Source organism: Desulfovibrio psychrotolerans, assembly GCF_013340305.1.
In the GTDB taxonomy this organism is placed as follows: domain Bacteria; phylum Desulfobacterota; class Desulfovibrionia; order Desulfovibrionales; family Desulfovibrionaceae; genus Halodesulfovibrio; species Halodesulfovibrio psychrotolerans.
The window spans coordinates 325,426-347,856 of record NZ_BLVP01000002.1; the positions used below are offsets into that span (position 1 = coordinate 325,426).

General features: G+C 59.7%; 19 protein-coding genes. 5 read left to right on the forward strand and 14 right to left on the reverse strand.

What is annotated here, in order from left to right; translation table 11 throughout:
- Nucleotides 1-440: 440 nt before the first annotated feature.
- Nucleotides 441-1,799 carry a Na+/H+ antiporter NhaA gene (nhaA, locus tag HUV26_RS04295; protein ID WP_174408862.1) on the forward strand — a complete coding sequence of 453 codons (1,359 nt, stop codon included), beginning with the start codon at nt 441-443 and terminating at the stop codon, nt 1,797-1,799.
- Nucleotides 1,800-1,882: 83 nt separating this feature from the next.
- Here the strand turns inward: nhaA and HUV26_RS04300 are convergent, their stop codons facing one another.
- The 7 genes from HUV26_RS04300 to HUV26_RS04330 all read right to left on the reverse strand — a co-directional run bounded on the left by HUV26_RS04300 (nt 1,883) and on the right by HUV26_RS04330 (nt 8,519).
- Nucleotides 1,883-2,713: an HAD family hydrolase gene (locus tag HUV26_RS04300; RefSeq protein WP_174408863.1), complete on the reverse strand. Its 831-nt coding sequence runs from the start codon at nt 2,711-2,713 to the stop codon at nt 1,883-1,885.
- A complete protein-coding gene (locus tag HUV26_RS04305) occupies nt 2,700-3,608 on the reverse strand; it encodes an endonuclease/exonuclease/phosphatase family protein (RefSeq protein WP_174408864.1) in 909 nt (302 codons plus the stop codon). Before HUV26_RS04305 ends, HUV26_RS04300 begins: the two co-directional genes overlap by 14 nt.
- Complete coding sequence (locus HUV26_RS04310; RefSeq protein WP_174408865.1) at nt 3,605-4,414, reverse strand: carbohydrate ABC transporter permease; 810 nt, start codon at nt 4,412-4,414, stop codon at nt 3,605-3,607. The genes HUV26_RS04305 and HUV26_RS04310 overlap by 4 nt, the downstream gene beginning before the upstream one ends.
- Nucleotides 4,415-4,421: 7 nt before the next feature.
- Entirely contained in the window at nt 4,422-5,294 is an 873-nt protein-coding gene (locus HUV26_RS04315) for a carbohydrate ABC transporter permease (RefSeq protein WP_174408866.1), read from the reverse strand.
- 99 nt (nt 5,295-5,393) lie between these two features.
- Nucleotides 5,394-6,674, reverse strand: coding sequence for an ABC transporter substrate-binding protein (locus HUV26_RS04320; RefSeq protein WP_174408867.1), 1,281 nt, complete (start codon nt 6,672-6,674; stop codon nt 5,394-5,396).
- Nucleotides 6,658-7,704, reverse strand: coding sequence for an ABC transporter ATP-binding protein (locus tag HUV26_RS04325; RefSeq protein ID WP_174408868.1), 1,047 nt, complete (start codon nt 7,702-7,704; stop codon nt 6,658-6,660). The genes HUV26_RS04320 and HUV26_RS04325 overlap by 17 nt, the downstream gene beginning before the upstream one ends.
- Nucleotides 7,701-8,519 carry a DeoR/GlpR family DNA-binding transcription regulator gene (locus HUV26_RS04330; protein ID WP_205245113.1) on the reverse strand — a complete coding sequence of 273 codons (819 nt, stop codon included), beginning with the start codon at nt 8,517-8,519 and terminating at the stop codon, nt 7,701-7,703. Before HUV26_RS04330 ends, HUV26_RS04325 begins: the two co-directional genes overlap by 4 nt.
- Nucleotides 8,520-8,756: 237 nt before the next feature.
- On the opposite strand from HUV26_RS04330, the gene HUV26_RS04335 reads away from it, so the two are divergent.
- On the forward strand, nt 8,757-9,626 hold the full coding sequence (locus tag HUV26_RS04335; RefSeq protein WP_174408870.1) for a radical SAM protein: 870 nt from the start codon (nt 8,757-8,759) through the stop codon (nt 9,624-9,626).
- Nucleotides 9,627-9,664: 38 nt separating this feature from the next.
- On the opposite strand, the gene HUV26_RS04340 is transcribed toward HUV26_RS04335, so the two are convergent.
- A complete protein-coding gene (locus HUV26_RS04340; RefSeq protein ID WP_174408871.1) occupies nt 9,665-10,858 on the reverse strand; it encodes a response regulator in 1,194 nt (397 codons plus the stop codon).
- A gap of 223 nt (nt 10,859-11,081) precedes the next feature.
- Here HUV26_RS04340 and HUV26_RS04345 point away from each other — a divergent pair, with 223 nt between their 5' ends.
- From HUV26_RS04345 to rnr, 3 genes are all read left to right on the forward strand, one after another.
- A complete protein-coding gene (locus tag HUV26_RS04345; protein WP_174408872.1) occupies nt 11,082-11,789 on the forward strand; it encodes a Bax inhibitor-1/YccA family protein in 708 nt (235 codons plus the stop codon).
- Nucleotides 11,790-11,852: 63 nt separating this feature from the next.
- Complete coding sequence (gene lpxK / locus HUV26_RS04350) at nt 11,853-12,950, forward strand: tetraacyldisaccharide 4'-kinase (RefSeq protein WP_174408873.1); 1,098 nt, start codon at nt 11,853-11,855, stop codon at nt 12,948-12,950.
- A gap of 3 nt (nt 12,951-12,953) precedes the next feature.
- Nucleotides 12,954-15,404 carry a ribonuclease R gene (gene rnr, locus HUV26_RS04355; RefSeq protein WP_174408874.1) on the forward strand — a complete coding sequence of 817 codons (2,451 nt, stop codon included), beginning with the start codon at nt 12,954-12,956 and terminating at the stop codon, nt 15,402-15,404.
- An 86-nt stretch (nt 15,405-15,490) separates the two neighbouring features.
- Here rnr and HUV26_RS04360 read toward each other — a convergent pair whose 3' ends face one another.
- The 6 genes from HUV26_RS04360 to rdgC form a co-directional block, all read right to left on the reverse strand.
- Nucleotides 15,491-17,029 carry a hypothetical protein gene (locus HUV26_RS04360; protein WP_174408875.1) on the reverse strand — a complete coding sequence of 513 codons (1,539 nt, stop codon included), beginning with the start codon at nt 17,027-17,029 and terminating at the stop codon, nt 15,491-15,493.
- Nucleotides 17,030-17,117: 88 nt separating this feature from the next.
- Entirely contained in the window at nt 17,118-18,728 is a 1,611-nt protein-coding gene (locus HUV26_RS04365) for a DNA repair protein RecN (protein WP_174408876.1), read from the reverse strand.
- Between the two features lie 94 nt (nt 18,729-18,822).
- Nucleotides 18,823-19,659 carry an ABC transporter permease gene (locus tag HUV26_RS04370; protein WP_174408877.1) on the reverse strand — a complete coding sequence of 279 codons (837 nt, stop codon included), beginning with the start codon at nt 19,657-19,659 and terminating at the stop codon, nt 18,823-18,825.
- Nucleotides 19,660-20,658 carry an ABC transporter permease gene (locus HUV26_RS04375; RefSeq protein WP_243451253.1) on the reverse strand — a complete coding sequence of 333 codons (999 nt, stop codon included), beginning with the start codon at nt 20,656-20,658 and terminating at the stop codon, nt 19,660-19,662.
- 140 nt (nt 20,659-20,798) lie between these two features.
- Nucleotides 20,799-21,332, reverse strand: a complete 534-nt coding sequence (locus tag HUV26_RS04380; protein ID WP_174408879.1) for a hypothetical protein — start codon at nt 21,330-21,332, stop codon at nt 20,799-20,801.
- Nucleotides 21,333-21,340: 8 nt separating this feature from the next.
- On the reverse strand, nt 21,341-21,955 hold the full coding sequence (gene rdgC, locus HUV26_RS04385; RefSeq protein ID WP_174408880.1) for a recombination-associated protein RdgC: 615 nt from the start codon (nt 21,953-21,955) through the stop codon (nt 21,341-21,343).
- Between the last annotated feature and the right edge of the window lie 476 nt (nt 21,956-22,431).

The following is a 22,431-nucleotide window of genomic DNA, read 5'->3' on the forward strand; positions in this document are numbered from 1 at the left end:
TCAGTAAAATTACAAGGATATCGGTCAAAAGTTGCCGGGGGACGTGCCCCGGCAACTTTTGACCGATTTTTATTGCCCGGTTTTTTTCCGTATGGCAAAGTACACACTGAAAAACCGTATCCTTCTGATACGGGTATGTGCGTGGCCCGCGTCATCCGCACACGTGGACCCAAAGAATCCAGAACATCTGTTGATTATTTGGTTATGGCCGTTTCCATGGCGTATGCATTCGGTTAGTCTATTGTCACGTCTGGCAGAGTGCCTGTGAAACAGTTCCATCTTCGGGGTGCTGCAGTCTCCGGAGCCACATGAGTGAGGCGGACAGAACCGGCAGGAACGCCGGGGCGCGGGAACAAAAGACATGGTGCGTTTTGCGGAACGTCTGCGCGGTTGCGGCATTCCGGGCACCGATTCACGTTAGCCAAGATACAGGAGTACCTATGGGCCATCATGCCAACATTGACCCCCGGGATCACTACGAAACCCCCTGTTCCCCGGTGGAACGGCTTCTTGCCCCGTTCCAGCGCTTCATCCATGCCGAGGCAACGGGTGGCATTCTGCTGCTTGTATGCACGGCGATTGCCATGCTGGCAGCCAACTCGCCCTTTTCGGACGGCTGGCACGCCATGTGGCAGAAACATCTTATTGTGGGACCGGAAGGGTATGCCATAGACAAACCGCTGGTGCTCTGGATTAACGACGGACTTATGGTCCTGTTCTTTTTCATGGTCGGCCTGGAAATTAAACGGGAAGTGCTGGTGGGGGAGCTTGCTTCCATGCGGCAGGCACTATTACCGCTGGGGGCGGCGGCGGGCGGGGTTATCGCGCCTGCGCTGATCTATCTGAGCATTACCGGCGGCACCCCGTACATGCACGGGTGGGCTGTTCCCGTGGCAACGGATATTGCCTTTGCACTGGGTATTCTCTCGTTGCTGGGCAACAGGGTGCCCATTCAGCTTAAGGTGTTTCTGGCCGCACTGGCCATTGCGGATGACATCTGCGCCATTATCGTCATAGCGCTGTTCTATACGGCAGACCTTTCGTTCATGGCGCTGGCCGTGGGAGTGGGCGCACTGATTGTGGCGGCACTGGGCAACAAGTTCGGCGTGCGCCGGACGTTGTTCTACGTGGTAGTGGGGCTTGTGGCGTGGGTGGGCTTCCTTAAGTCCGGTGTGCACGCCACGGTTGCCGGTGTGCTGCTGGCCTTCTGCATACCCGCGAGTACCCGTGCCTCCCGCGAGGATTTTCTGGCCACGGCCCGCAAGATTGCGGATGACTTTGTGGCGCGCCAGAAGTGCAGCTCGCCCATGCTGGCTGACCCGCACGGGCATTCGCTGGTGGACGCCATGCGGCGCGCCTCCAATGATGCCATGGCTCCGTTGCTGCGCCTTGAGCATGCGCTGGTGCCGTGGGTGGCGTGGGTGGTTATGCCCATCTTTGCCCTTGCCAACGCCGGTGTGACGTTGGGCGAAGGGACGGCGGCGGCCACCACAAGCGCCATCACGCTGGGCGTGGTGTTCGGCCTTGCCGTGGGTAAGCCCGTGGGCGTGTTTTTTGCCTCGTTCATCATGGTTAAGCTGGGGCTGTGCCGTCTGCCGGACGGCGTGACGTGGCAGCATATTGCGGGCACGGGCTTCCTTGCCGGTATTGGCTTTACCATGGCCCTGTTCATTGCCCAGCTTGCCTTTACCGATGCGGCGATGCTGGACCTTGCCAAGGTGGGCGTGCTTGGGGCCTCCACCCTGTGCGGTGTTATAGGCTGGGCATGGCTGCGCAGGCTGCCGCCTGCCAACGGGTAGTCATACCTGAACCTGACAATGCGAGGGGCCGTCCGGAAAGGGCGGCCCCTCTTTTGATTGTGCGGGAGCCCGGCGGGGGTGTGTCAGGCGGCGTTGGCGGCGCTCCCTGATTGGGTGAGCAGAAGTTCTGCGACCTCCACGAAACCGTGACCGCCGCTCCTTGCGGTTATGAAGCGCGGCGGCTTTTCCAGCATGGGCAGGAAGCGGGCGATATTGGCAACGCCGAAGGTGACGGCGAAACGGGAGAACATGGCGGCGTCGTTGCCGGAATCGCCGATAAAGGCCACCTCGCTTTCCGCCGGGGGGCTGCCCGCAGGCGGGGCGTGCCGTGCAAGCCATGCGGCAGCGGCACTGGCCTTGTCGTATTCTCCCATCCAAGCGTTGATGTGAATGGAGCTGAGCCGGGCCTGCACGCCCGCCTTATGGAGGGCTTCCAGCAGCAGGTGCCGCTCTTCCGGGCTGTTGCTGTGTTGCTGGCCCACATCGAAGGCGATGTCTGTTTCGCGGTAGGACTGGTCCGCCGTGGCTCGGGCAAAGGGAAAATCGTGCAGCAGGCGGGCTTGCAGGTCGCGCAGCAGGGCCGTGTTGCGGGCTCGTTCCTCCGCTTCAAGGCTGTAGGTTGTCTGCACATGTCCGTTGCTTGTGCGGTGCATCCAAAAAGCCCCGTTTTCTCCGATGACCGTATCCACAGGCCAGGTGCGGACAATGCAGTCGCACCAGCCCGCGCAGGCACCTGTGACAGGGACAACGTGAATGCCGGCCTGCCGGAGGCGTTCCAGTGCCATGAAGGTTTCGGCGGGCAGGCGTCCTTTCCATGTCAGTGTGTCATCAACATCGGTGAACAGGCAGCGAACGGGGGATTCCAGCCGTTCGGGCAGCGGCAGCGGGGATGGACAGGTGTTATGCGTTGTCATGCGGAGCGGTTCCCAGTGTGAGGAGGATTGGCTGGTGGTCCGAGTAGTCGGTAAAGGTATCTACGGTCATGGAGACGATGCCGGAGGGGACGAGGTTGCGTAACAGGAAATAGTCACGGCAGTGCGGCCCCTGCGGCCATTGGTCGGCATCAAAGACGCCGCAGGTGGGCGGACGGGCCGCAGGGGGATTATGGTCTGTGGTTGCCGATTCGGGGGCAGGGAGCGTGCTTGTCCATGCGTCCTGCCAGCCCTGATGCAGCAGCCAGCAATACTGCTCGCTACGGCTGTCCAGATTAAGGTCGCCGCAGAGAACTGTCCGGGCTGTATGCGCCTGCTGGCTGAAAATGCCGTGGCCTTCTGCGGGCGGAGAATCGGTCAGCCATTCCGCCTGCTCCTGCAATGCGCAGAGATGCCGCAACTGTGCGGCGCGTTCGTGTTCACAGTGGTAGGCCAGATGGGTGTTGAATATTCTGAGCGGAGCCGCGCCCCATGTGACAATGGTTTCAACGGCGCAACGGGGAGTCTGCTTGGCACCGGGGGTGCGTTCGGTTCCGGTGGCGGGAAGGGAATGGACGCGGCTGTCCAGAAGCGGGGTGCTGACCAGCGTGAGGTTGCCGAATTCGCGCCGCAGCGGGCCGCTGTGGGGCCAGCTGAGAGAGGCCCCCCACACAGGTGTGTGGTCCGGGAAGGCGGCACACAGAAAGGCGAGCTGATCGGGCATATCCGGCGTTGTGTAACAGTCGAAATGGCGGGCCACCTCCTGCAGGCAGAGGATGTGTGGCGTTTCCCTGTCCCGTATGTAGTCCGCTATGCGGCGAAGGTTGATGCGTCCGTCGCAGTCTTTGCCGCTTTGTATGTTCCAGCTCAGGATGCGCAGAGGGGCTGTATGGGTCATTTGAGTCCTGTGTGCATGAAGGATTGTACAAACTGCCGTTGGAAGATCAGGAACACGGCCAGCAGTGGTCCCACGGCGATGAGGGTGCCCGCGCAGATGACGGGCCAGTCCACGCCGGACTCCGGCGCACCGAAAATGGCCATGCCCACCGTGAGCGGGCGGCTGCGTTCCGTGTTTGTGACCACCAGCGGCCAGAGAAAGTTGTTCCAGTGATGGCTCACGGAAACCAGACCGTAGGCAAGATAGGTGGGGCGCGCAAGGGGAACGAAGACCTTCCACAGCACGCCCAGGCGGGTGCAGCCTTCCAGCCGCGCGGCGTCTTCCAGGTCTTGCGGCACGGTGCGGAAGGTCTGGCGCAGCAGAAAGATGCCGAAGGCGCTTGCCATGTAGGGTAGTCCCACGCCTATGTGGGTGTCTATGAGGCCCAGACCCGCAAGGGTGCGGTAGTTTTCCACGATGAGAATTTCCGGCATGACCATGAGTTGCAGCAGGATGAGGCCGAAGACCACGCTTGCCCCCCGGAAGGGCATGCGCGCAAGGGCGTAGCCCGCCAAGGTGCAGAGCACAAGCTGAAAGGCAAGAATCAGGCCCGTGATGATGACCGTGTTCAGCATGAAGCGCATGAACGGGGCATGCTTCCATGCCGTGGTGAAGTTGTCGAACGTGAGCGGGGCCAGCAGGTCGAAGCGGGTGGCGTATTCACCGGGATGGATGGCGGCCCATACGGCGTAAAGCAGGGGCAGTATCCACAGCAGGCCCAGCAGCCATGCGGCGGACGTGGAAAGGAGACGGGAGAGTGTTTGCATGGCGGCCTCAGCGGTAGTGGACCCGGCGTTCGATAAGTCCGAACAGCACGAGAGCCAGAAGGATGAGTATGCTCAGCAGCACAACGGTGAGGGTGGCGGCGTAGGTGCTGTTGAAGAAACTGAACGCATTTTCGTAAATGTAGTAGAGCAGCAGGTTGCTGGCGTTGTTGGGGCCGCCTTTGGTGAGGATAAACAGGTGGTCCACCAGCTTGAAGGCGTTCAGCACGGCGTTTACCAGCACGAAAAGCGTGGTGGGCATGAGCAGCGGCAGCGTGATGCGGCGGAAGATGCGCCAGCACGATGCGCCTTCAAGCTCTGCGGCCTGATACATTTCGCGGTTCAGAGACTGGAGGGCGGCCAGATAGAAGATCATGAAGAAGCCGGCCTCCTTCCAGACGGTCATAAGCATGAGGCTGCGCAGGGCCCATTTGGGGTCGCCCAGCCAGTTGATGCCTTCCTGCCCTGCCAGTGTCAGCAGCTTGTTGAAGAGGCCGACTTCCGGAGTGTAAAAGAAAAGCCAGATGTTCGCGACGGCGATCATGGGCAGCATGGTGGGGGTGAAATAAGCCAGCCGCAGGAGGGTGCGCCCTGCCATGCCGCTGTTCACCCACAGAGCCATGGCAACAGCCAGAACGATGGAGGAGGGGACTGTGCCCGCCGCGTACCAGAGGTTGTTGGTCAGCGTCTGCCAGAAAACATCGTCTTCCAGCATCATGCGGTAGTTGGAAAGCCCGGCGAAGGTTTGCGGGCGCCCGCCTCTGGCCGGACTGAGCAGCGAATGCCAGACGGTGCTCAGCGTGGGGGCATGGGTGAAGGCGAAGAGCATGACCAGGGCGGGCAGCAGCATCAGCCACGCGTACAGCTGGTGTATTCTATTCATGGCGTATCCTGAAGCGCGGGGATGGAAGGCGCGGCACCCAATCAAAGGGTCGAAGGGGTCAAAAGGGTCGCAAGGGCCGAAAGGGTGCCGCGCTGGTTGTTAATAGCCGGAGAGGATGCGTTCTGCCTGCTTTTGTGCTGCGTCCAGCGCTTCCTGCGGCTGCTTTTCGCCGTTCAGCACGGACTGGATGGCGTCATCCAGCAGCTTGCGCACGCGGCCGGACTGGTGGGTGGACAGTTCTGCCGTGGCGTACTGCAACTGGTCGCGGGCAACCGCTGCCGCAGGGAAGTCTGCCACATACGTCTTGAGGGCCTGCGTTTCATACGAAGCGGGGCTGACGCCCATGTAGCCCGTGGCAATGCTCCACAGGGCTGCCTGTTCCGGGTTTGTCATATGGCGGACAAGCCGGATGGCTGCCTTGCGTTCTTCCGGAGTGGACTGCTTGAAGATGTAGAAGTTACCGCCGCCGGTGGGAGATCCGTAGTTTTTGTGCGCGGGCAGAAAGGCGACGCCGAAATCAAAGGTGGCGCTTTCCTTGACCGCTGTGAGGTTGCCGGTGGAATGCCACATGATGGCGGTTTTCTGTTCCATGAAGTTCTGGCGAAGGGTGCCCCAGTCTATGGCTCCCTGCGGCATGATGCCGTGCTTGGCGCTCAGGTCGCGCCAGTAGGTGAGGGCTTCCACCACGCCGGGCTTGTTGAAATAGACCTCGTTGCCTGCGCCGTTCATGAGCACTTCGCCGTTCTGTTTGGCCAGTGCTCCGAACATCCAGTAGGGATAACCGGTGGAAGGGATCATGACGCCCCACCGTTCCACGCGGCCGGAGGCATCCTTTTTGGTCAGCTTCTGGCCCATCTGCGCCATTTCATCCCAATTCTTGGGCGGCTGTTCGGGATTAAGCCCGGCTTCGCGGAACGCATCCTTGTTGTAGTACATAACGATGGTGGAACGCTGGAACGGAATGCCGTAGACCTTGCCGTTTACGATGCCGTTTTCCATAAGGGCGGGGTAGAAGCTTTGCAGCCACTGACGCTCGTCATCGGTTTCCACCACGTCGTCAAAAGGCATGATGGCGTCCAGTTCCATAAGTTCATGCACGTCTATGGAGAAGAGCACGGAAAGCTGAGCGGGCTGGCCGCCCTTGAGCGCGGCCAATGCCTTGACACGGGCATCGTTGTAGTTGCCTGCGTAGATGGCGTTGACCTTTACGTCGGGGTTGTTGCGTTCAAAATCCTGAATCATGCCGTCCACAACGCTGGTCAGCGGGCCGCCCACGGCCACAGGGTAGTACATTGTCAGTTCTGTTTTTGCCTGCGCCGCAGTGCCGAATGCCAGCAGGGCAAGGGCAACGAGCAGCAGGCGTTTACCGATTCGCAACATGATTGGTCTCCTTGGTCAAAGTGGTGTGAAAGACAGGGGAAACAGTTGCCTGAAGCCGAGCACCGCTGCGCGCGCAGAAATGATGCTCGTGTTCCGGCTGCCAGCGCAAGGTGAGCGCGTGGTGTGCCGGAAGAATCTGGTGACCTGCCACGCGCAGGCGGATGACCTGCATCCCGTACGCGGGGAGGGTTGCGTCTATGATGGTGTCTGCCCCGTGGTAATCGCAGCGCACCACGTTTGCCTGCATGCCATCCGGCGCGCAGCGGACATGCTCCGGCCTGACGCCGAGGAAGCCGTTTTCCGTGCGCAGGAGGTTCATGGGAGGGTTGCCGATGAAGCGCGCTACAAATGTGCTGGCGGGCGTTCCGTACAGTTGCTCGGGGGAGCCGGATTGCACCAGCTTGCCCTCGTGTATGAGCAGGATGCGGTCTGCCATGCTCATGGCCTCTACCTGATCATGGGTGACATAGAGCACGGTCATGCCCAGCCGCTGTTGCAGCGAGCGAATTTCTGCCCGCATTTCATGGCGCAGTTTGGCATCAAGGTTGGAGAGCGGTTCGTCCATGAGGCATAACGAAGCCTGTGCCACGATGGCGCGCGCCAGTGCCACACGCTGGCATTGTCCGCCTGAAAGCTGCGAGGGCTTCTTTTCCAGATGGTTGCCCAGATCGACGAGGTCGGCCACGTGTTCGAGCCGTCTGCGTTGTTCCTCCGGCGGGACGCGCCGGGCTTTGAGGCCGAAGAGGATGTTTTCGCGCACGGAGAGGTGCGGGAACAGTGCATAGGACTGGAAGACCATGGAGAGCCTGCGCTTGCCCGGAGGGAGGCGGGTGATGTCCTGACCGTCCAGCAGGATTTGTCCGTTTGTGGGGGATTCCAGACCGGCAATCATTTTTAGCGTGGTGGACTTGCCGCATCCTGACGGACCGAGCAGTGCGACAAATTCTCCTTTGTCCACGGCAAAGTCGATCTGATCAACGGCCTTGGTCTGCTGCCAGTGTTTGCTGAGGTTGCGGACCTGAAGACTCATGGTTCCATCTCCTGCCGCCGTGCTGTGCGGCCTGTCTTTGATGCGGTGCGGACGCCGCCGGAGCCTGCGCACAGCAATTCCGTGCCAGCCTGTTCCAGTAACGCTGCCACGGACGGGCAGATTGATTCGGTGACGTAAAGGTGCACATCACTCAGCGATCCGGAGCGCACCGGGGCGTTGCGCAGGTATTTGCTGCTGTCTGCCACGAGGATGCGCTGTTCGCTGCATTCGATGATGGCGCGGGAGATGTGGGATTCTTCCGGGGAAAAGTCCATGAGGTCGCCCCGCGCGCTCAAACCGCCGATGCCGAAGATGCCGAAGTTGACCCGGAAGCGGCGCAGAAAAGCTGTGGTATCTTCGCCCGTCATGTCCTGATCGGAGGGGCGCACCCTGCCGCCTGCAAGAAGGGTTTCGATACGGGGATTATGGCACAGTGTCATGGCTGCATTCAGGTTGTTGGTGATGACCTGCAGGCCCGGATGGTCCAGCAGTGCCAGCGCCACCTGCTGCGGCGTGGTGCCGATGCCGAGGAAGATGCAGGCTCCTTCCGGCAGGCTTGCAGCAACGGCACGGGCAATGGCCCGTTTGGCTTCCAGATTGATGACCTGCCGGTTGCTGAATGAGAGGTTACGGTTGGGCAGGGTGATGCCGCCGTGGACACGCTGCACAAGCCCCTGATTGCTGAGTTCGTTCAGGTCTTTGCGGATGGTCTGCACGGAGACGCCAAAGGTATCGGTAAGTTCCGAACTGGAAAGGCTGCCGCCCGCATGCTGAAGGCGGGCGAGGATCTGGGTCTGGCGTTCGGAAAGAGGCACAGCAAGCTCCTTTTCGTTCGAAACAGGAAAGTGTGCGATTGCGTTTCCTGTTGTTCTTTTTTCGTTTCGAACGAAACTAGGTGCGGGGTGTGACGCTGTGATGGAAGGTGGACGACAAGTGTGTGACACGACGTGCCGCACGGGCAGAACATCTATGGATGCGGTGTGCAGGACCGGGCTGCGAAGCCGCTGGACGAAGCCTGCAAAAGCGGGTAGCCGGGGACGGAAGGAGAGCGCATGCATTATGAAGGCGATATCATAAGGCCGCCCAGCGAACAGGATTCCATACTGCTGCAGGTGGCGACGGGGTGTCCCCACAACCGGTGTACATTTTGCGGGGCGTACCGTGACAAGGTATTTCGGGTGAAGGATGATGCTGTCATTCAGGAGGATATCGCGTGGGCGGCGCGGCATCTGGTATCCATGCGCAGATTGTTTCTGTGCGACGGCGACTGCCTTGCTTTGCCGCAGGACCGGCTTGTGGGCATATTGCAGAGCATCCGCGGGCAGTTGCCGTGGGTGGCGCGGGTGGGCAGCTACGGCAGCGCCGCATCCATTGCCCGCAAAAGCGATACCCAGCTTGCGGAACTGCGCTCGCTGGGATTGTCGTTCATCTATATGGGGCTTGAATCAGGAGATGATGCCGTGCTGCGCCGGGTGGGCAAAAACACGGACAGTGCCCGGATGATTGAACAGGGCAGGCGGTTGAACGGCGCGGGCATGAGGCTGAATGTTACCGTTATCGCCGGTTTGGGCGGCGTGGAGGGGAGCCTTGCACATGCCAGAGAAACGGCGCGTGTGCTCAACGCCCTTTCGCCGGACATGATAGGCGTGCTGAGCCTGATGCTTATTCCGGGAACACCGCTGCATGACGAGTATGAGCGCGGCGACTTTCTCTTGCCCGATACCATCGGGCTGCTGCATGAACTGCGGGAGATGCTCCGCGGGCTTGACATGCGCAGGGGGTTGCTGCTTGCCAACCATGCTTCCAATTCTCTGCCCATGACCGTGCGCCTGCCGCGCGACAAAGCCGATGCGCTGGCGCTTCTGGATGCCGCGCTGGAGGGCAGGGTGCCGCTGAAACCGGAGCACATGCGCACCTTGTAGGAATGCCGCACGCGGAGCCGCTTCAGCAGGCGGCGCGGCTACTCCTCTGTATCCGGGGAATGGAGTATGGACAGCGGTTCGTCCAGCCCGTAGGCGCGGGCGAAGTTGCGGATGCGGGAGACGCTTGCATCTGAAAGTTCCTGCCCGGCTGTGGCGAGCAGGGTGCCATCGCGTGTTTCAATATTTTGGGCGGTGACCATGCCGGGGCGCAGGTCCTCCAGATAGAGTTGTCGGCTGGAACGGGGGGCACTGCCGCGTATCATCTCCGCAAAGGCGAGCAGGATGGTGGAGTCGTACACATCGTGCGCGGGGAGCATATCATTCAGGGCATCGTCCGGTTGCGCGCCGCTCTGGAGGCGGGCATCGTAGTCCAGAAGGATTTTGAGTGCTCTTGCGCCGAAGGAAATCTGCCTGTTTTCCGAGAGGGACGTGTTCTGCTGGCGGACCATCTCCGCCACATCGTGCAGTCGGGGGATGTGCTTCAACAGATTATAGCCCACATCCGGGTGGTTGGCGAGCAGCTCCTTTTCATCTGCAGAGAGCTTGCCGCCTGCCAGCTTCTTGTGCAGCATGTCGGATGTGAGGGTGACGCAGCCTATCTGGCTGAGCATGGCGGCAAGGTCCAGCTTCCATGCGTCCGGGCGGTCGAACCGCTTTGCCAGCGCAGACATGTGACCCTTTATGCGCTGGCTGCGCCCGAAGGCTTCCGGGTTGGTAAGGGCAAGCACCTCTGTGAGCACGTTTATGGAGCCGCGCAGCGTTCCCCGCAGCAGGTCGCGTTCTGCGTTGACGAGACGGTAATGCTCCATGCCCGCTTCTATGGCGCGGATGAGGGTTTCTGTCTGGCAGGGCTTGGTGAGAAACCTGAACACGGCGCCATCGTTTACCGCCGCCACGGCTGCTTCCACATCCGCATGGGCGGTGAGCATGATGCGCACGGAGTCCGGCGAGAGGCTTCTGACTCTGCTGAGAAATTCCACCCCGTTCATTTTTGGCATGCGCAGGTCGGAAACCACCACCGCGAAGGCGGGATGGTCGCGTATGGTATCCAGCCCTGAAAGGGGCCCGGACGCGGTGGTGACGTCGAACCGCTTGCGGAGCGTGCGGCGGAAGCTGTCCAGAATATTGCTTTCGTCATCCACGAAGAGCACCCGGCGGTTCAACTGGTCCTGCGCGGAAGCCGGAGCGTTGCCGATGTCGTTGCGGGGGGTGGTGTCTTGCGATGCGCTCATGGGTATCCTTTGCGGAAAAAAGCCTTTGTGAGTGATGCCGGGGTGGGGGAAACCGTTTAGCGGCGCGCCTTTCCGAGTGGATCGGTACGGATTTCCGCCGGTTGTTCTTGCCAAGCCCGGTAATGATTGTTACCTTTTTGGCTGGTGTGAGCAATAGATGATACGTAGTTACACCGACGGACACGCGTTCACGCGCAACATACATACGTTAAACGGAGGAACCATGTTCGGTAGGACTGTCAGCGCACCCGGCGTACGCCGTGTGGAACTGGTCAATACTTTCATGCGGGGTGTTTACGGCTGGATGACGGCCGGTCTGGGCGTAACCGCTGCCACAGCGCTTGCTGTGGCCAGCAGCGAGACCATGCTCAATCTTATTTTCGGCAATACCCTGCTGCTGTTGGTGCTCTTTTTCGGGCAGATCGGCCTGGTGCTGTATCTGAGCGCCCGTGTGAGCAAGCTTTCCGCCTCTGCCGCCACGGGGCTGTTCCTTGCGTACAGTGCGCTGAACGGCGTGACACTTTCTGCCATTCTGCTGGTGTATGCGCAGAGCACCATATTTAATGCGTTTTTCACGGCGGCCGGTATGTTTGCCGCCATGTCCATTTATGGCATGACCACCAAGCGTGACCTGACCGGAATGGGTCAGTTCATGATGATGGGGCTTTTCGGCATCATCATTGCCATGATCATCAACATGTTCCTTGGCAGTTCCGCCATGGACATGATGATAAGCGTCATCGGCGTGATCATCTTCACCGGCCTTACCGCCTATGACAGCCAGAAGCTGCGCTACATGGGCGAGACCATGCCTATGGACGATGCCACAGCCGTGCGGAGAGGCACCATTCTTGGAGCCCTGACCTTGTATCTGGATTTCATCAACCTTTTCCTTTTCCTGCTGCGGCTCTTCGGCGGGTCGAGAGACTAGGCGATACCGAAAACGAAGGGAGCCTCCGGCTCCCTTTTTCATTTCAACCGCGCCGGGGCGCATATGCCATCCCATTCCGCACAGCGACTGCTGTTTCCTCTGCTCAGCCCTTTGGGGCTGCTCTACGGTGCCGCCATGTCGGCGCGCAGACGCAGGCTTGAACGGGAAGGGGCGGGGGTTGTTCCTTCTGTTCCCGTGGTTTCCGTGGGGAACATAGGGTGGGGAGGCACCGGGAAGACGCCCGTGGTGGACTGGCTGCTCGGCTGGGCGGCGCAGGAAGGGCTGCGGGCCGTGGTGCTGACGCGGGGCTACAAGGCGGCACCGCCCCGTCTGCCGTATCTTGTGGATGCGCAGAGTGCACCCGGCGAGGCGGGCGATGAGCCGCTTATGCTGGCGCGCCAGCACCCGCTGGCGCGGGTGGTGGTGGACCCGGTACGGAGCAGGGCCGCGCAATGGGCGCAGGAGGCGCTTTCGCCCAACGTTTTCATTCTGGATGACGGATTCCAGCACCTTGCCGTACGCCGGAATCTTGATATCGTGCTCCTTGCACCGGAAGACCTGCGCGAGGACTGGAACAGAGTTATACCCGCCGGTTCGTGGCGCGAAGGGGCAGATGCCTTGAGCCGCGCCCATGCGTTCATTATCAAGGCCGATCCCGCCCGGTTCATTGCGCTATTGCCGGATATCCGGCGGCGGCTTGCGGTGTTTGATGTTCCTGTTTTCGGCTTTCACCTGCGTTCCACGGGGATTGTACGGGCGTGCGGTGGCGAGGATTGCGTAACGCCCGATGTGTTTGCTCCCGATGGATACGTGCTGTTCAGCGGAGTGGGAAACCCCGCTCAGGTGGAGGCGACGGCAACCGCGTTTTTAGGCAGGCCGCCTGTGCGGCATCATATTTTTGCGGACCATCACCGGTATACGGCAGACGATGTGGGAGCCATGGTTCGTCAGGCTCGTCAGACACGACCGTCGCAACGGGCGCTGCCACTGCTCTGCACTCCCAAGGACGCTGTGAAGATGGCGGACTTGCCGCCTGAAGTAACGGGCGAAGTGTGGACCTTAGCACTGAAGACCGAGTTTGGTTCCGCGTGGAATTGTACTGCCTCGTTCCCCGAATGGTGGGACGAGGTCTGGCGGGGTATGACGCCCGCCGAAGGATAGAGAATGGCTACATCAAAAAAGAAGAACGGCGCAGAATTGGCGCTGTCGCACAACGACATTTTGGCGTTGTTCAAAGAGGCACGGCGTCCGCTCAAGATGGATGACCTGCTGCGTATGGCGGGTGTGGGAAAGCGGTGGAAGAAGGGATTGGAGCTGCAACTGGAGGACCTGAAGAATCAGGGCCGGGTGCTGCGCCTGCGCGGCGGCGCGTGGGGGCTTGCGGAGCAGCTTAAGATGCTCACAGGTACGCTGGAGGTGCAGCGTTCCGGGGTGGGATTTGTATTGCCTGAAGACCGGAAACGCGGCGATGTGTTTGTGGCTCCGCACGCCATGGCGGATGCCATGCACGGTGACAAGGTTGTGGTGGCGCTGCTGCCCGGGGGAAGGCAGGGCAAGAACGTGGAAGGGCGCATTGTCCGCATTCTGGAACGTGCCCACGAGACTATGACCTGCCGTGTGGTGCGCAAGCTGGGAGGCGAGGGTTATTTGTGCCGTCCCACAGACCCGCGCCTGCGTATTTCCCTGATGGTGACCACGGACGCACTGGAAGAGAAGCCCGGTAAGGGGGAACTGCTGGTGGTGCGCCCCGAGGAGCAGGTGGAGGAAGGGCTGTGGAGTGCCGTGGCGCTGGAAAGCTTGGGGAATGAAGAGGCTGCGGGCGTGCAGGAGCGGCTGGTCAAACTGAACAATGACATTCCCATGGAGTTTCCCCCTTCTGTGTTGCAGGAGGCGGCGGCGTTGCCTGCTGTGCCCTCCGCCGGGGATTTTGAAGGGCGCGTGGACCTGCGGCATATGGCCTTTGTGACCATTGACGGTGCTACCGCCAAGGACTTTGACGATGCCGTGTATGTGGAGGCGCAGGGCGACGGCTACCGTCTGTGGGTTGCCATTGCGGACGTGAGCCACTATGTGCGGCCCGGTTCCGCCATGGACGAGGAGGCGCAGGAGCGCGCCAACTCATATTATTTTCCGCAATCGGTGGAACCCATGTTCCCCGAGGCGCTTTCTAACGGGTTGTGCAGCCTCAATCCGCGGGTGCCCAGACTTGCCATGGTGGCAGAGACCTATTTCTACGCCGATGGCAGCTACGGGAAGTCTAAGTTCTATGCTGCCGTCATTGAGAGCAAGGCACGGCTGACCTACGAGCAGGTTCATGCGGCGCTGGTGGACAGGGCGGCGGAGGAACGGCTGATGCTGGACCCCGTGCTGCCCATGCTGGAGAAGGCGGAAGAACTGGCGCGGTTGCTGAGAGCGCAGCGCACGCACAGGGGCAGCCTGGACTTTGACCTGCCGGAAGCGGAGGTGGCCTTTAACGTCTTTGGTGAGCCGGTGGATTTGCGCCGCCGTGTGCGGCGTTTTTCGCATAAGATTATCGAAGAGTTCATGATTGCTGCCAACGAAGCGGTGGCACGGTTTCTTACGGAACGTGGCGAGCATTTTCTTTATCGATCCCACCCTGATCCGGACGGGGAAAAACTGCTCGGGCTGTTCCGCACGCTGCAACGCACGGACATGGCTCAGCATGTGCCCGAGACGCCTACGCCCGAAGCCTTGCAGCATGTACTGCGTATGGCACAGGGAACGGATCAGGAGTTCATCGTCAACAGGCTGGCGCTGCGCACCATGATGCAGGCGAATTATACTCCGGAACATGAGGGGCACTTCGGGCTTGCCTCCGAATGTTATTGCCACTTCACATCGCCCATACGGCGGTATGCGGACCTTGTGGTACATCGTGCGCTCAAGCACGCCCTGAAGGTGCCGGGGTTTGGTCCCAATCCCACGCCGGGGCAACTGATGCAGGTGGCGGACCACCTTAACGCCCGCGAACGCAAGGCCATGGAAGCGGAGCGCGAGATTCTGAAGCGGCTTACCGTGCTGTTCCTGCGGGACAGGATTGGAGAGCGCTATACGGGCATTATCAACGGTGTGACCGATTTCGGGTTCTGGGTGGAACTGGAAGAGGTGATGGCTGAAGGGCTGGTGCGCATCTCTACCGTGGACGACGATTATTACGGCTATTTCCCCGAGCGGCAGGAGCTTTTGGGCGAGCGCACAGGGCGGCGGTTCCGTCTGGGGCAGCGAGTGAATCTGTGGCTTGCCGAAGTGAATCTTTCCCGGCTGGAGATCAATTTCACGCTGCGGGATGAGGAAGATGGCGGGAAATCTGCCCGCCAGCCCGGCAAAGCCGTTGACGGGGATGGCGGAGAAGAGTTTGGCGCGGAACCCCAACCCCGCAAGACAGCTGGAAGGAGCAGACGCCCGGACAGGTCGGATGGTCCGAGTGATCAGGCTGGCAAGACGAGAGGCCGCAGTACCGGACGAAACGGTGGGGCCAGGGGTGGAGCCGGTTCCGGCACGGCACCGAAGAAGGCCGGTCGGACAGGAGACAAGCCGGGGACGCGCAAAAAAACGTCTGCCGGAGGAACCGGCCTTCGTAAAACGGAAAAATAAGCTGGTTGCGTCCGCCCCTGATTCTGGAGCGGAGTGAAAGAAGACGTGTTTGGGGTGGGAAATTATGTGCCGATACGGCACCGTTGCTATGCGGCGGTGCCGTTTTTTTTGCCGGGACCGAGGGTGCCCAGTCGGACGAATATTTCGCCCAAGCGCTGATTCAGATTGGTGGTGGTGCGGGATATGAGGTCCAGATTAAGCTGCACCAGCAGAAAAACCTTCTGCGGGGCGCGCTGCCACAGGGCGAGAATGCTTTTTTGCAGTGCGGGTTCAAGGTGCAGCATCTCCACCATGGCCTTGAAATCCTGAGGGAGTTGTTGGGCAAAGAGCAGGAATTCATCGTTGTCGGGGTCACGCACCCACAGCTTGTTGCGCCGGATGCGGTTCATACCCTGTTCGGCAAGTGCACCCACAGCCGCAACTCGGGCGCGGCGCAAGCGCATGGCACGCAGCTGCATTTTGCCGAGGTCATCTCCCGCCCGCTGGCGGATGATGGAGAGGAACTGGAATTCCAGCATGGCGTAGAAGGCTTGTTCTATGGATGCAAGGTCGAATGTGCCGAGCAGTTTCATTATGCAGGCGGCTTCTTTGCTTTCGAACATGCCCAGTGATTTTTGAAAATCCTGCCGCATGATGTTCAGGCTGAACGCGGCGGTGCAGGCCATGATGCGGACCTGTTCCAGCACGAATGCGGCGTGTCCCTCATCCAGTACGGTTCCTTCCGCATCGGTTGCGCCTGATGCTCCCCCGTTCAGGAGGGCTTGTGCGTTTTCGTATGAAAGACCGGCGGGGTCCATGCAGACTATGCGGGCGATGTGGGGCAGGTCGGACAGTTGAAAGGGGAGTGCTGTGGTTTGGGCAAGGGTTGTGAGGTGTTCTACAAGCCCTTTGCGCGCCCTGCGGGATTCGAATGAGCGCAGGCTCTCTTCGTACGTGCTTTGTGCGCGGGTTTTTTCTACGGATTTGGCCGTGTTTTTCAGGCGGCTCAGGATGTCGTCGAAATTGAAGCGGATGACCAGCCGGGATTTGTCGCGCCTGATGGAATATAGCTGGTTGGCGGTGATTTCTCTGTAGGCGCAGTCCGCCAGCATGCCGATGAAGTGATCGAAATGTTCCTTCCAGAACCGTTCGCCCAATTCCACCGTTTCCATAATGGAGTCTATGGGGTGCAGTGCTTCTTCGCCGTAGTGGCGGATGAGCACCTCGCTGAAATTGTCTACGCTCAGTGCGGTGGTGTAGACAACGCTCTGCACCGCCTTGAGCAGCAGGGATTCCAGATTGAGGAGCAGGGGGACTTCTGCTTCCGCACCTGCGTTGTCGCCGCTTGAGGCCAGCCCGCCGTATTTGTTCAGCAGGTTGATGAATGCGGAGATGAGGTTGCCCACGGGTTCGTGGAGCGGTTCGGCGGCACCCCGGATGGTAAGAAAGTCAACGGCGGCTCTTTGCTGCGGTGTAAGAAGGGGAAATTCGTTGATGCGGTCTTTGTTGGTGTTGATGAAGCACAGCAAAACTTCGCGTTCCAGAATCTCGCGAACGGTTTTCCGTTCCTTCTGCTCCCGCAGAGTGTTCCAGTACGCGGTAAAGCGTTGCGCAGGAGAGAGTGCCGGGGCTGTCTCCGTTGTCATCTGACCCTTTTCCCTTGGTTGTGTGCCGCACGGGTGCGGAAAGTGCTTTCGAATATGGGCAAAAAAGAGGGTTCATGCAAGCGCATACTTACCGCTGCTGGAGCAGTTCGCGCGCCATGGCTATGCCTTGGTCGCCGCCGCCGGCCATGCGGGAAAGCTCGTCGCGGATTTCCAGCCCGTTCAGGGCGTGGCAGAAGGTAAAGGTATTGCCCTGACGTACCTCTTTGCGGACCTGGAAATGCCGGGAGGCGCGGGCCGCAAGCTGGGGCCAGTGCGTAATGAGGATGACCTGTTGCTGTGCCGCCAGCCGGGCGAGGGCGTTGGCCACGTGGTTGAGGGTGAGTCCGCCCACGCCGGAATCGACTTCATCGAAGATGAGGCTGGGGGTTTCTTTGCGGTTCATAATGCCGACCACAGCGAGCAGAAAACGGGAAAGTTCGCCGCCGGAGGCGATTTTATCCAGCGGTTGCGGCGGCTGGCCGGGGTTGGGAATCCACATCATTGTCGGGCGGTCTTCCATGCAGTCTTCCCTGCCCGGATGCAGGGGGACGGGCCTGAAGTCGAACCGTACATGCACATGCTCGGAAAAACCAAGTTCTTTGAGTTCGTGCACTATGGCCGCACAGAGGGCGTTGCCTGCTTCGCGCCGCAACGGGTTGAGTTGGTGCAGCGTTGCGGCCAGTTCATCAAGCAGGGCGGATTCTTTTCTTTCCAGTTGTTTCAGGTCCAGCGCGCAGGAATCCAGAAAGGAGAGGTTTTCTGAGATTTCCTTTTGCAGGTCCACTATCTCATCCAGCGAGCGTTTGAGTTTGCGTTTGAGCTGGGCCAGTTCGTACAGGCGCGCCTCTATGCTTTCCAGTGAATCCTCGTCCGGGTCGCCTGCAGGCTGTTTGCGAAGGCGCATGGCAAGATCCTGAAGGGCTTGGCGCGCTTCGATTATGGCTTCGGTGTCTTCTTCGTATCCCGGGAGGATGCGGCGCAGGTTCTCCATTATCCGTTCAAGGCGGCCCAAGCCGTCCAGAATGCCGCCTTCTCCCGCCCCGAGCAGAGAGAGAGCCGAATCAATGGCGTCCTGAACGGCGGTTTGGTTGCGCAGTTCCTGTTTCTTTGTTTCCAGCGTCTCTTCTTCGCCGTGCTCCGGGTTGACTTTGGCAATTTCCTTCTGCTGGAATTCCAGCAGTTCGCGCTTGTCTTCAAGGTGGCGGGCGCGGTCGCGCAACGCATCGCGCCGGACGGAGATGTCGCGCAGTTCCCGGAGCAGGGTGTCGCGCTGTTGCAGCAGGTCTGGTCTGTTCAGATAATCATCAAGAATTTTGGCCTGAAATGCGGGTTGCAGGAGCTTTTGCTGCCCGTGCTGGCTGGTGTGCACAAGCAGGGAAGGGCGCAGGTCGCGTATGGCGTCCTGCGAGCCCAGCGAATCATTGATGAGCAGGCGGCTGCGCCCTGTGGCGGCAACAAGCTCCCGCTTGAGGACGAGATCGCCTTCCGGCAGGGCGAAGAGCGCTTCCACGTGGGCTTTTTCCGATCCCGGACGTACGAGGTCCGGGCTCATTTTCTCGCCGGTGAGGAAGTTAAGTGCCTTCAGGATAAAGCTTTTTCCTGCTCCGGTTTCGCCGGTGAGCACGTTCATGCCCGGAGCGAACTCCAGTTCCATGTCGTCTATAAGTGCCAGATGCCGTATTCTGAGAAGTTCCAGCATGGGGTGTGTTCCGCGCGTGGGGGTTAAAGACTGAGCAAGTCGATGTCTATCCAAATTGCGCTGGCTTTGCAAAGGGGTGGAGCCGGAAACGTTTTCATGACCGCGTGAGCCGGGGGTCCAGAATGTCGCGCAGGCTTTCGCCCAGCAGGTTGTAGCCAAGCACGGTGATAAGGATGGCAAAGCCGGGAAAGAGAGACATCCACGGGGCTATTTCCAGCACTTCCTTGCCTTCCATGAGGATGTTGCCCCAGCTGGGCATGGGCGGCTGGACACCCAGCCCCAGAAAGCTCAGCGCGGATTCGGTGAGAATGGCCCCGGCTATGCCGAGCGTGGCGGAGACCAGCACCGGCGCAAGGGCGTTGGGAAGAATGTGCAGGCCGAGAATGCGCACTGGTCCGGCCCCGGCAAGACGGGCGGCGGCGATGAAGTCTCTCTCCCTCAGGCTCAGCGTTTCTGCGCGCACAAGGCGTGCCACGCCCATCCATGAGGTGAGGCCGATGACGATCATGATATTATTCAGGCTGGGTTCCAGAAAGGCAATGACGGCAAGGATGAGAAAAAATGATGGAAAGCAGAGCATTATGTCTACCAGGCGCATGATTGCCTCGTCCACCCATCCCCGGAAAAAGCCTGCCACAAGACCGAGTGCGATGCCTATGGACACGGAGATACCCACGGCCACAAAGCCTACCCATAGCGAGATGCGGGCACCGTAGAGCATGCGGGCGAGGACATCGCGTCCCAATGCATCGGTGCCGAACGGGTGGCGTGCGCTGGGGCCTTGCAGAATGGCGTTGAGATCCAGCGTTGTGGGATCATGCGGTGATATCCACGGAGCCAGAAGGGCTGCGCCGGACATGACGGCCACAATGGCAATCCCCAGCGTGAGCAGGCCGTACTGCCGCCAGTAGTGCGCGCTGAGCAGGGGCATTTAGGCTTCCCTTCCCGTGCTGCGGATGCGCGGGTCTGCAAGCCCGTAGCAGAGGTCGGCAATCATGTTGCCCGCCAGTGTGAGTACCGCACCGAGGACAAGATTGCCCATGATGAGGGGGTAATCACGCGCCATGACCGCTCCGTAGAACAGTTGGCCTAACCCCGGCAGGGCGAAGATGGATTCGATGATGACCGAGCCGCCGATGAGCCCCGGCACAGAAAGACCGAGGATGGTGATGACCGGCAAAAGCGCGTTGCGCAGGGCATGTTTGAAAATAACCGTGCGCAGGGGCAGCCCTTTGGCGCGGGCGGTGAGGATATAGTCCTGCCGCAGCACTTCAAGCATGGAAGAACGCATGAAGCGCGACATGCCCGCAAGGCTGCCGAAGGTGTAGATGAAAATGGGCATGACCAGATGCCGTGCAAGGTCTGTCAGTTTTCCCATGGGGCTGAGGGCGTGGTAATCCAATGAAGTAAGGCCCGATATGGGAAGCCATTGCAGATGGATGCCGAAGTAGAGCATCATGAGCAGTGCCAGCCAGAATCCGGGCATGGCAAAGCCGATGAACACAAACACAGCACTTATGGAGTCGAACCAGCGCCCCTGATAATACGCCGAGGCAACGCCGATGGGCACGGCGATGAGCAGTGTGAGCACAAGCGAGGCAACGTTCATGCCCACGGTGAGGGGAATGCGTTCCTTTATCTTGTCCCACACGGGACGGAAGTCGCCTGACATGGAGCGCCCGAAGTCCAGCTTAACGATGCGCTCCAGCCAGTTGATGTATTGTATATGCAGGGGTTTGTCCAAGCCGTACAGGCGCTCAAGGCGCAGGCGCGTCTCTTCTCCCGCCAGCGGGTTCATGGAGGTCTGCATATCCGTGGGCTTGCCCGGCGCAAGATGGATGACCCAGAAGCTGATGACCGTTATCCCCCAAAGCACCAGCAGCATCCAGCCCAGCTTGATGGCAGCGCGAACAAGCAGACGCCGCGCCATGGAGGCTCCGGCGGACTGGGCGACTGCTCCCGAGGGGGGGAGGACAGGGGAAGGGACATTCTGCTGCATATCAGTTCAGGGGCTCCGGGTCTTGCTTGGGCATTACCTTGCTGGATACACTATTTGGGGCAAGGACTCGGCTATCCGGCGTTCTCCAACCATTGCCGCAGTTCCTTTACCTCTTCCGTCCATGTGGAGGACAGGCGAGCAGACAGGAATTCGCCATAGGCATTATCCAGATAGGCAAGGCACTTTTCGATGAGGTACATCTTTTCGAGAAAGGCGGCGTCCGGGTCATCGTCTTCGCTGTCGGCCTTTTCCACCTTGGGAGTTTTGAGGCTGCCAAGGGCAAAGTCTTCTGCCTTGAGGGTAACGTGCCATGCTTCGGGGTCGCGCTCAATGCGGATAAGCGCACGGTTTACCTTTTTGCCCATGGAAAGGCCCAGGCGGGCTTCGCGCAGTTCCGAAAGGTTGCCGGAAACCGTGGCTGTTTCGAGCGTTTCACCTTCGCCACCCTGCACGGAAACGCGCTGTTCCACGTACATGAAATAGGTGTCGCCGTCCTTGGTGGTGAACTGGCCGTTGCGGGTTTCGCTGCGGAACCACAGCCAGGTCAGAAATTCCTGACCGAGGACGACATCGGTGGTCTGGCCGAGATAGGGGGTATCAGACATGGAAACTCCTAGGCGAAGCGGGAGGGTTCGAGGTTGTCCAGAGCGTGCATGATGTCTTCGCCCTTCAGGCGCACGGCAAGTGCGTAGGGTGTGAGGGGCTCCAGATCGAGTCCGAAAGTGGTGGAGAAATGCTCCGCGAACAGATCCAGAACCTTGGACTGGGTAGACGCAAAGTAGACGATGCCTGTCTGAATGTTCCAAACGGCGTTGAATTCCGCAGGAACAGGCAGGGTGCGTGCCCGGAGTTTGAGTTGTACCTGCTCTTTAAGTTCCTTTTTGCGCTCGCGTGCAATGTATTTTTTGCCCTGCTCTTTTATCCGTTTTTCTTCTTCGCGGATGGCGAGGGTGAGGTACTTTTTCATTACGGCTGCGGAAACCCGGCGGGTGTCCAGCCGCAAGGAAAAGGTAATGAATTCACCTTTTTCTGGTGGGGCAGTGCGCCAGAAGGAATCAAGCATGTCATCGTAGCACACCCAGCCCCAGCCGCGTTCTTCTGCAGTTTCCTCTATTTCCTGAAAGGCGAATTGCTTTAGCTTATCGGGAATCTGCGCCCAAAGTTCGGAAGGCACAGGTTCGGTTATCTGAAAACGGGTAAAGCTTGCGCTTGCGTTCATGAATCCCATGGTATGTCTCCTTGTGAAGTCGAACACGTGTGTAGCGCATCTTGCCGCACATCGCCAGAAAAACAACATCGTCCTTGCCATATAATGATGTGCGACAAGGTGCAAAGAAATCTGTCTCGCAACAAAAATAGTTATAAATTTCGGCGAATTAAGTTGTGTTGTGAAAAGGTTTTGAAAAAAGGCGTTGACTTAAAAACGATTTCAGGTACTTTCCACCTCCGCGCTGACGAGCCAGACGCTGGCTGGTCGGAGCGGATCAAAGCTCTTTGCAAATGTTCCGAGACGACGGCCCGTAACGGGGTTGTAAAAAAAAGTTCTTGACGATGGACGCGGGTTTCGATACTTTGAAAATCCGCCTCTGCGGCAAGTGCTCCGAATCGGAGTGCAAATGCAGGGTGCCCACGCAAGTGGGAGATGCTCCTTGACAATTAAATAGCGAGTTGGACAGAAAAGTTATCAGCTAGCGTGGTTCTGGC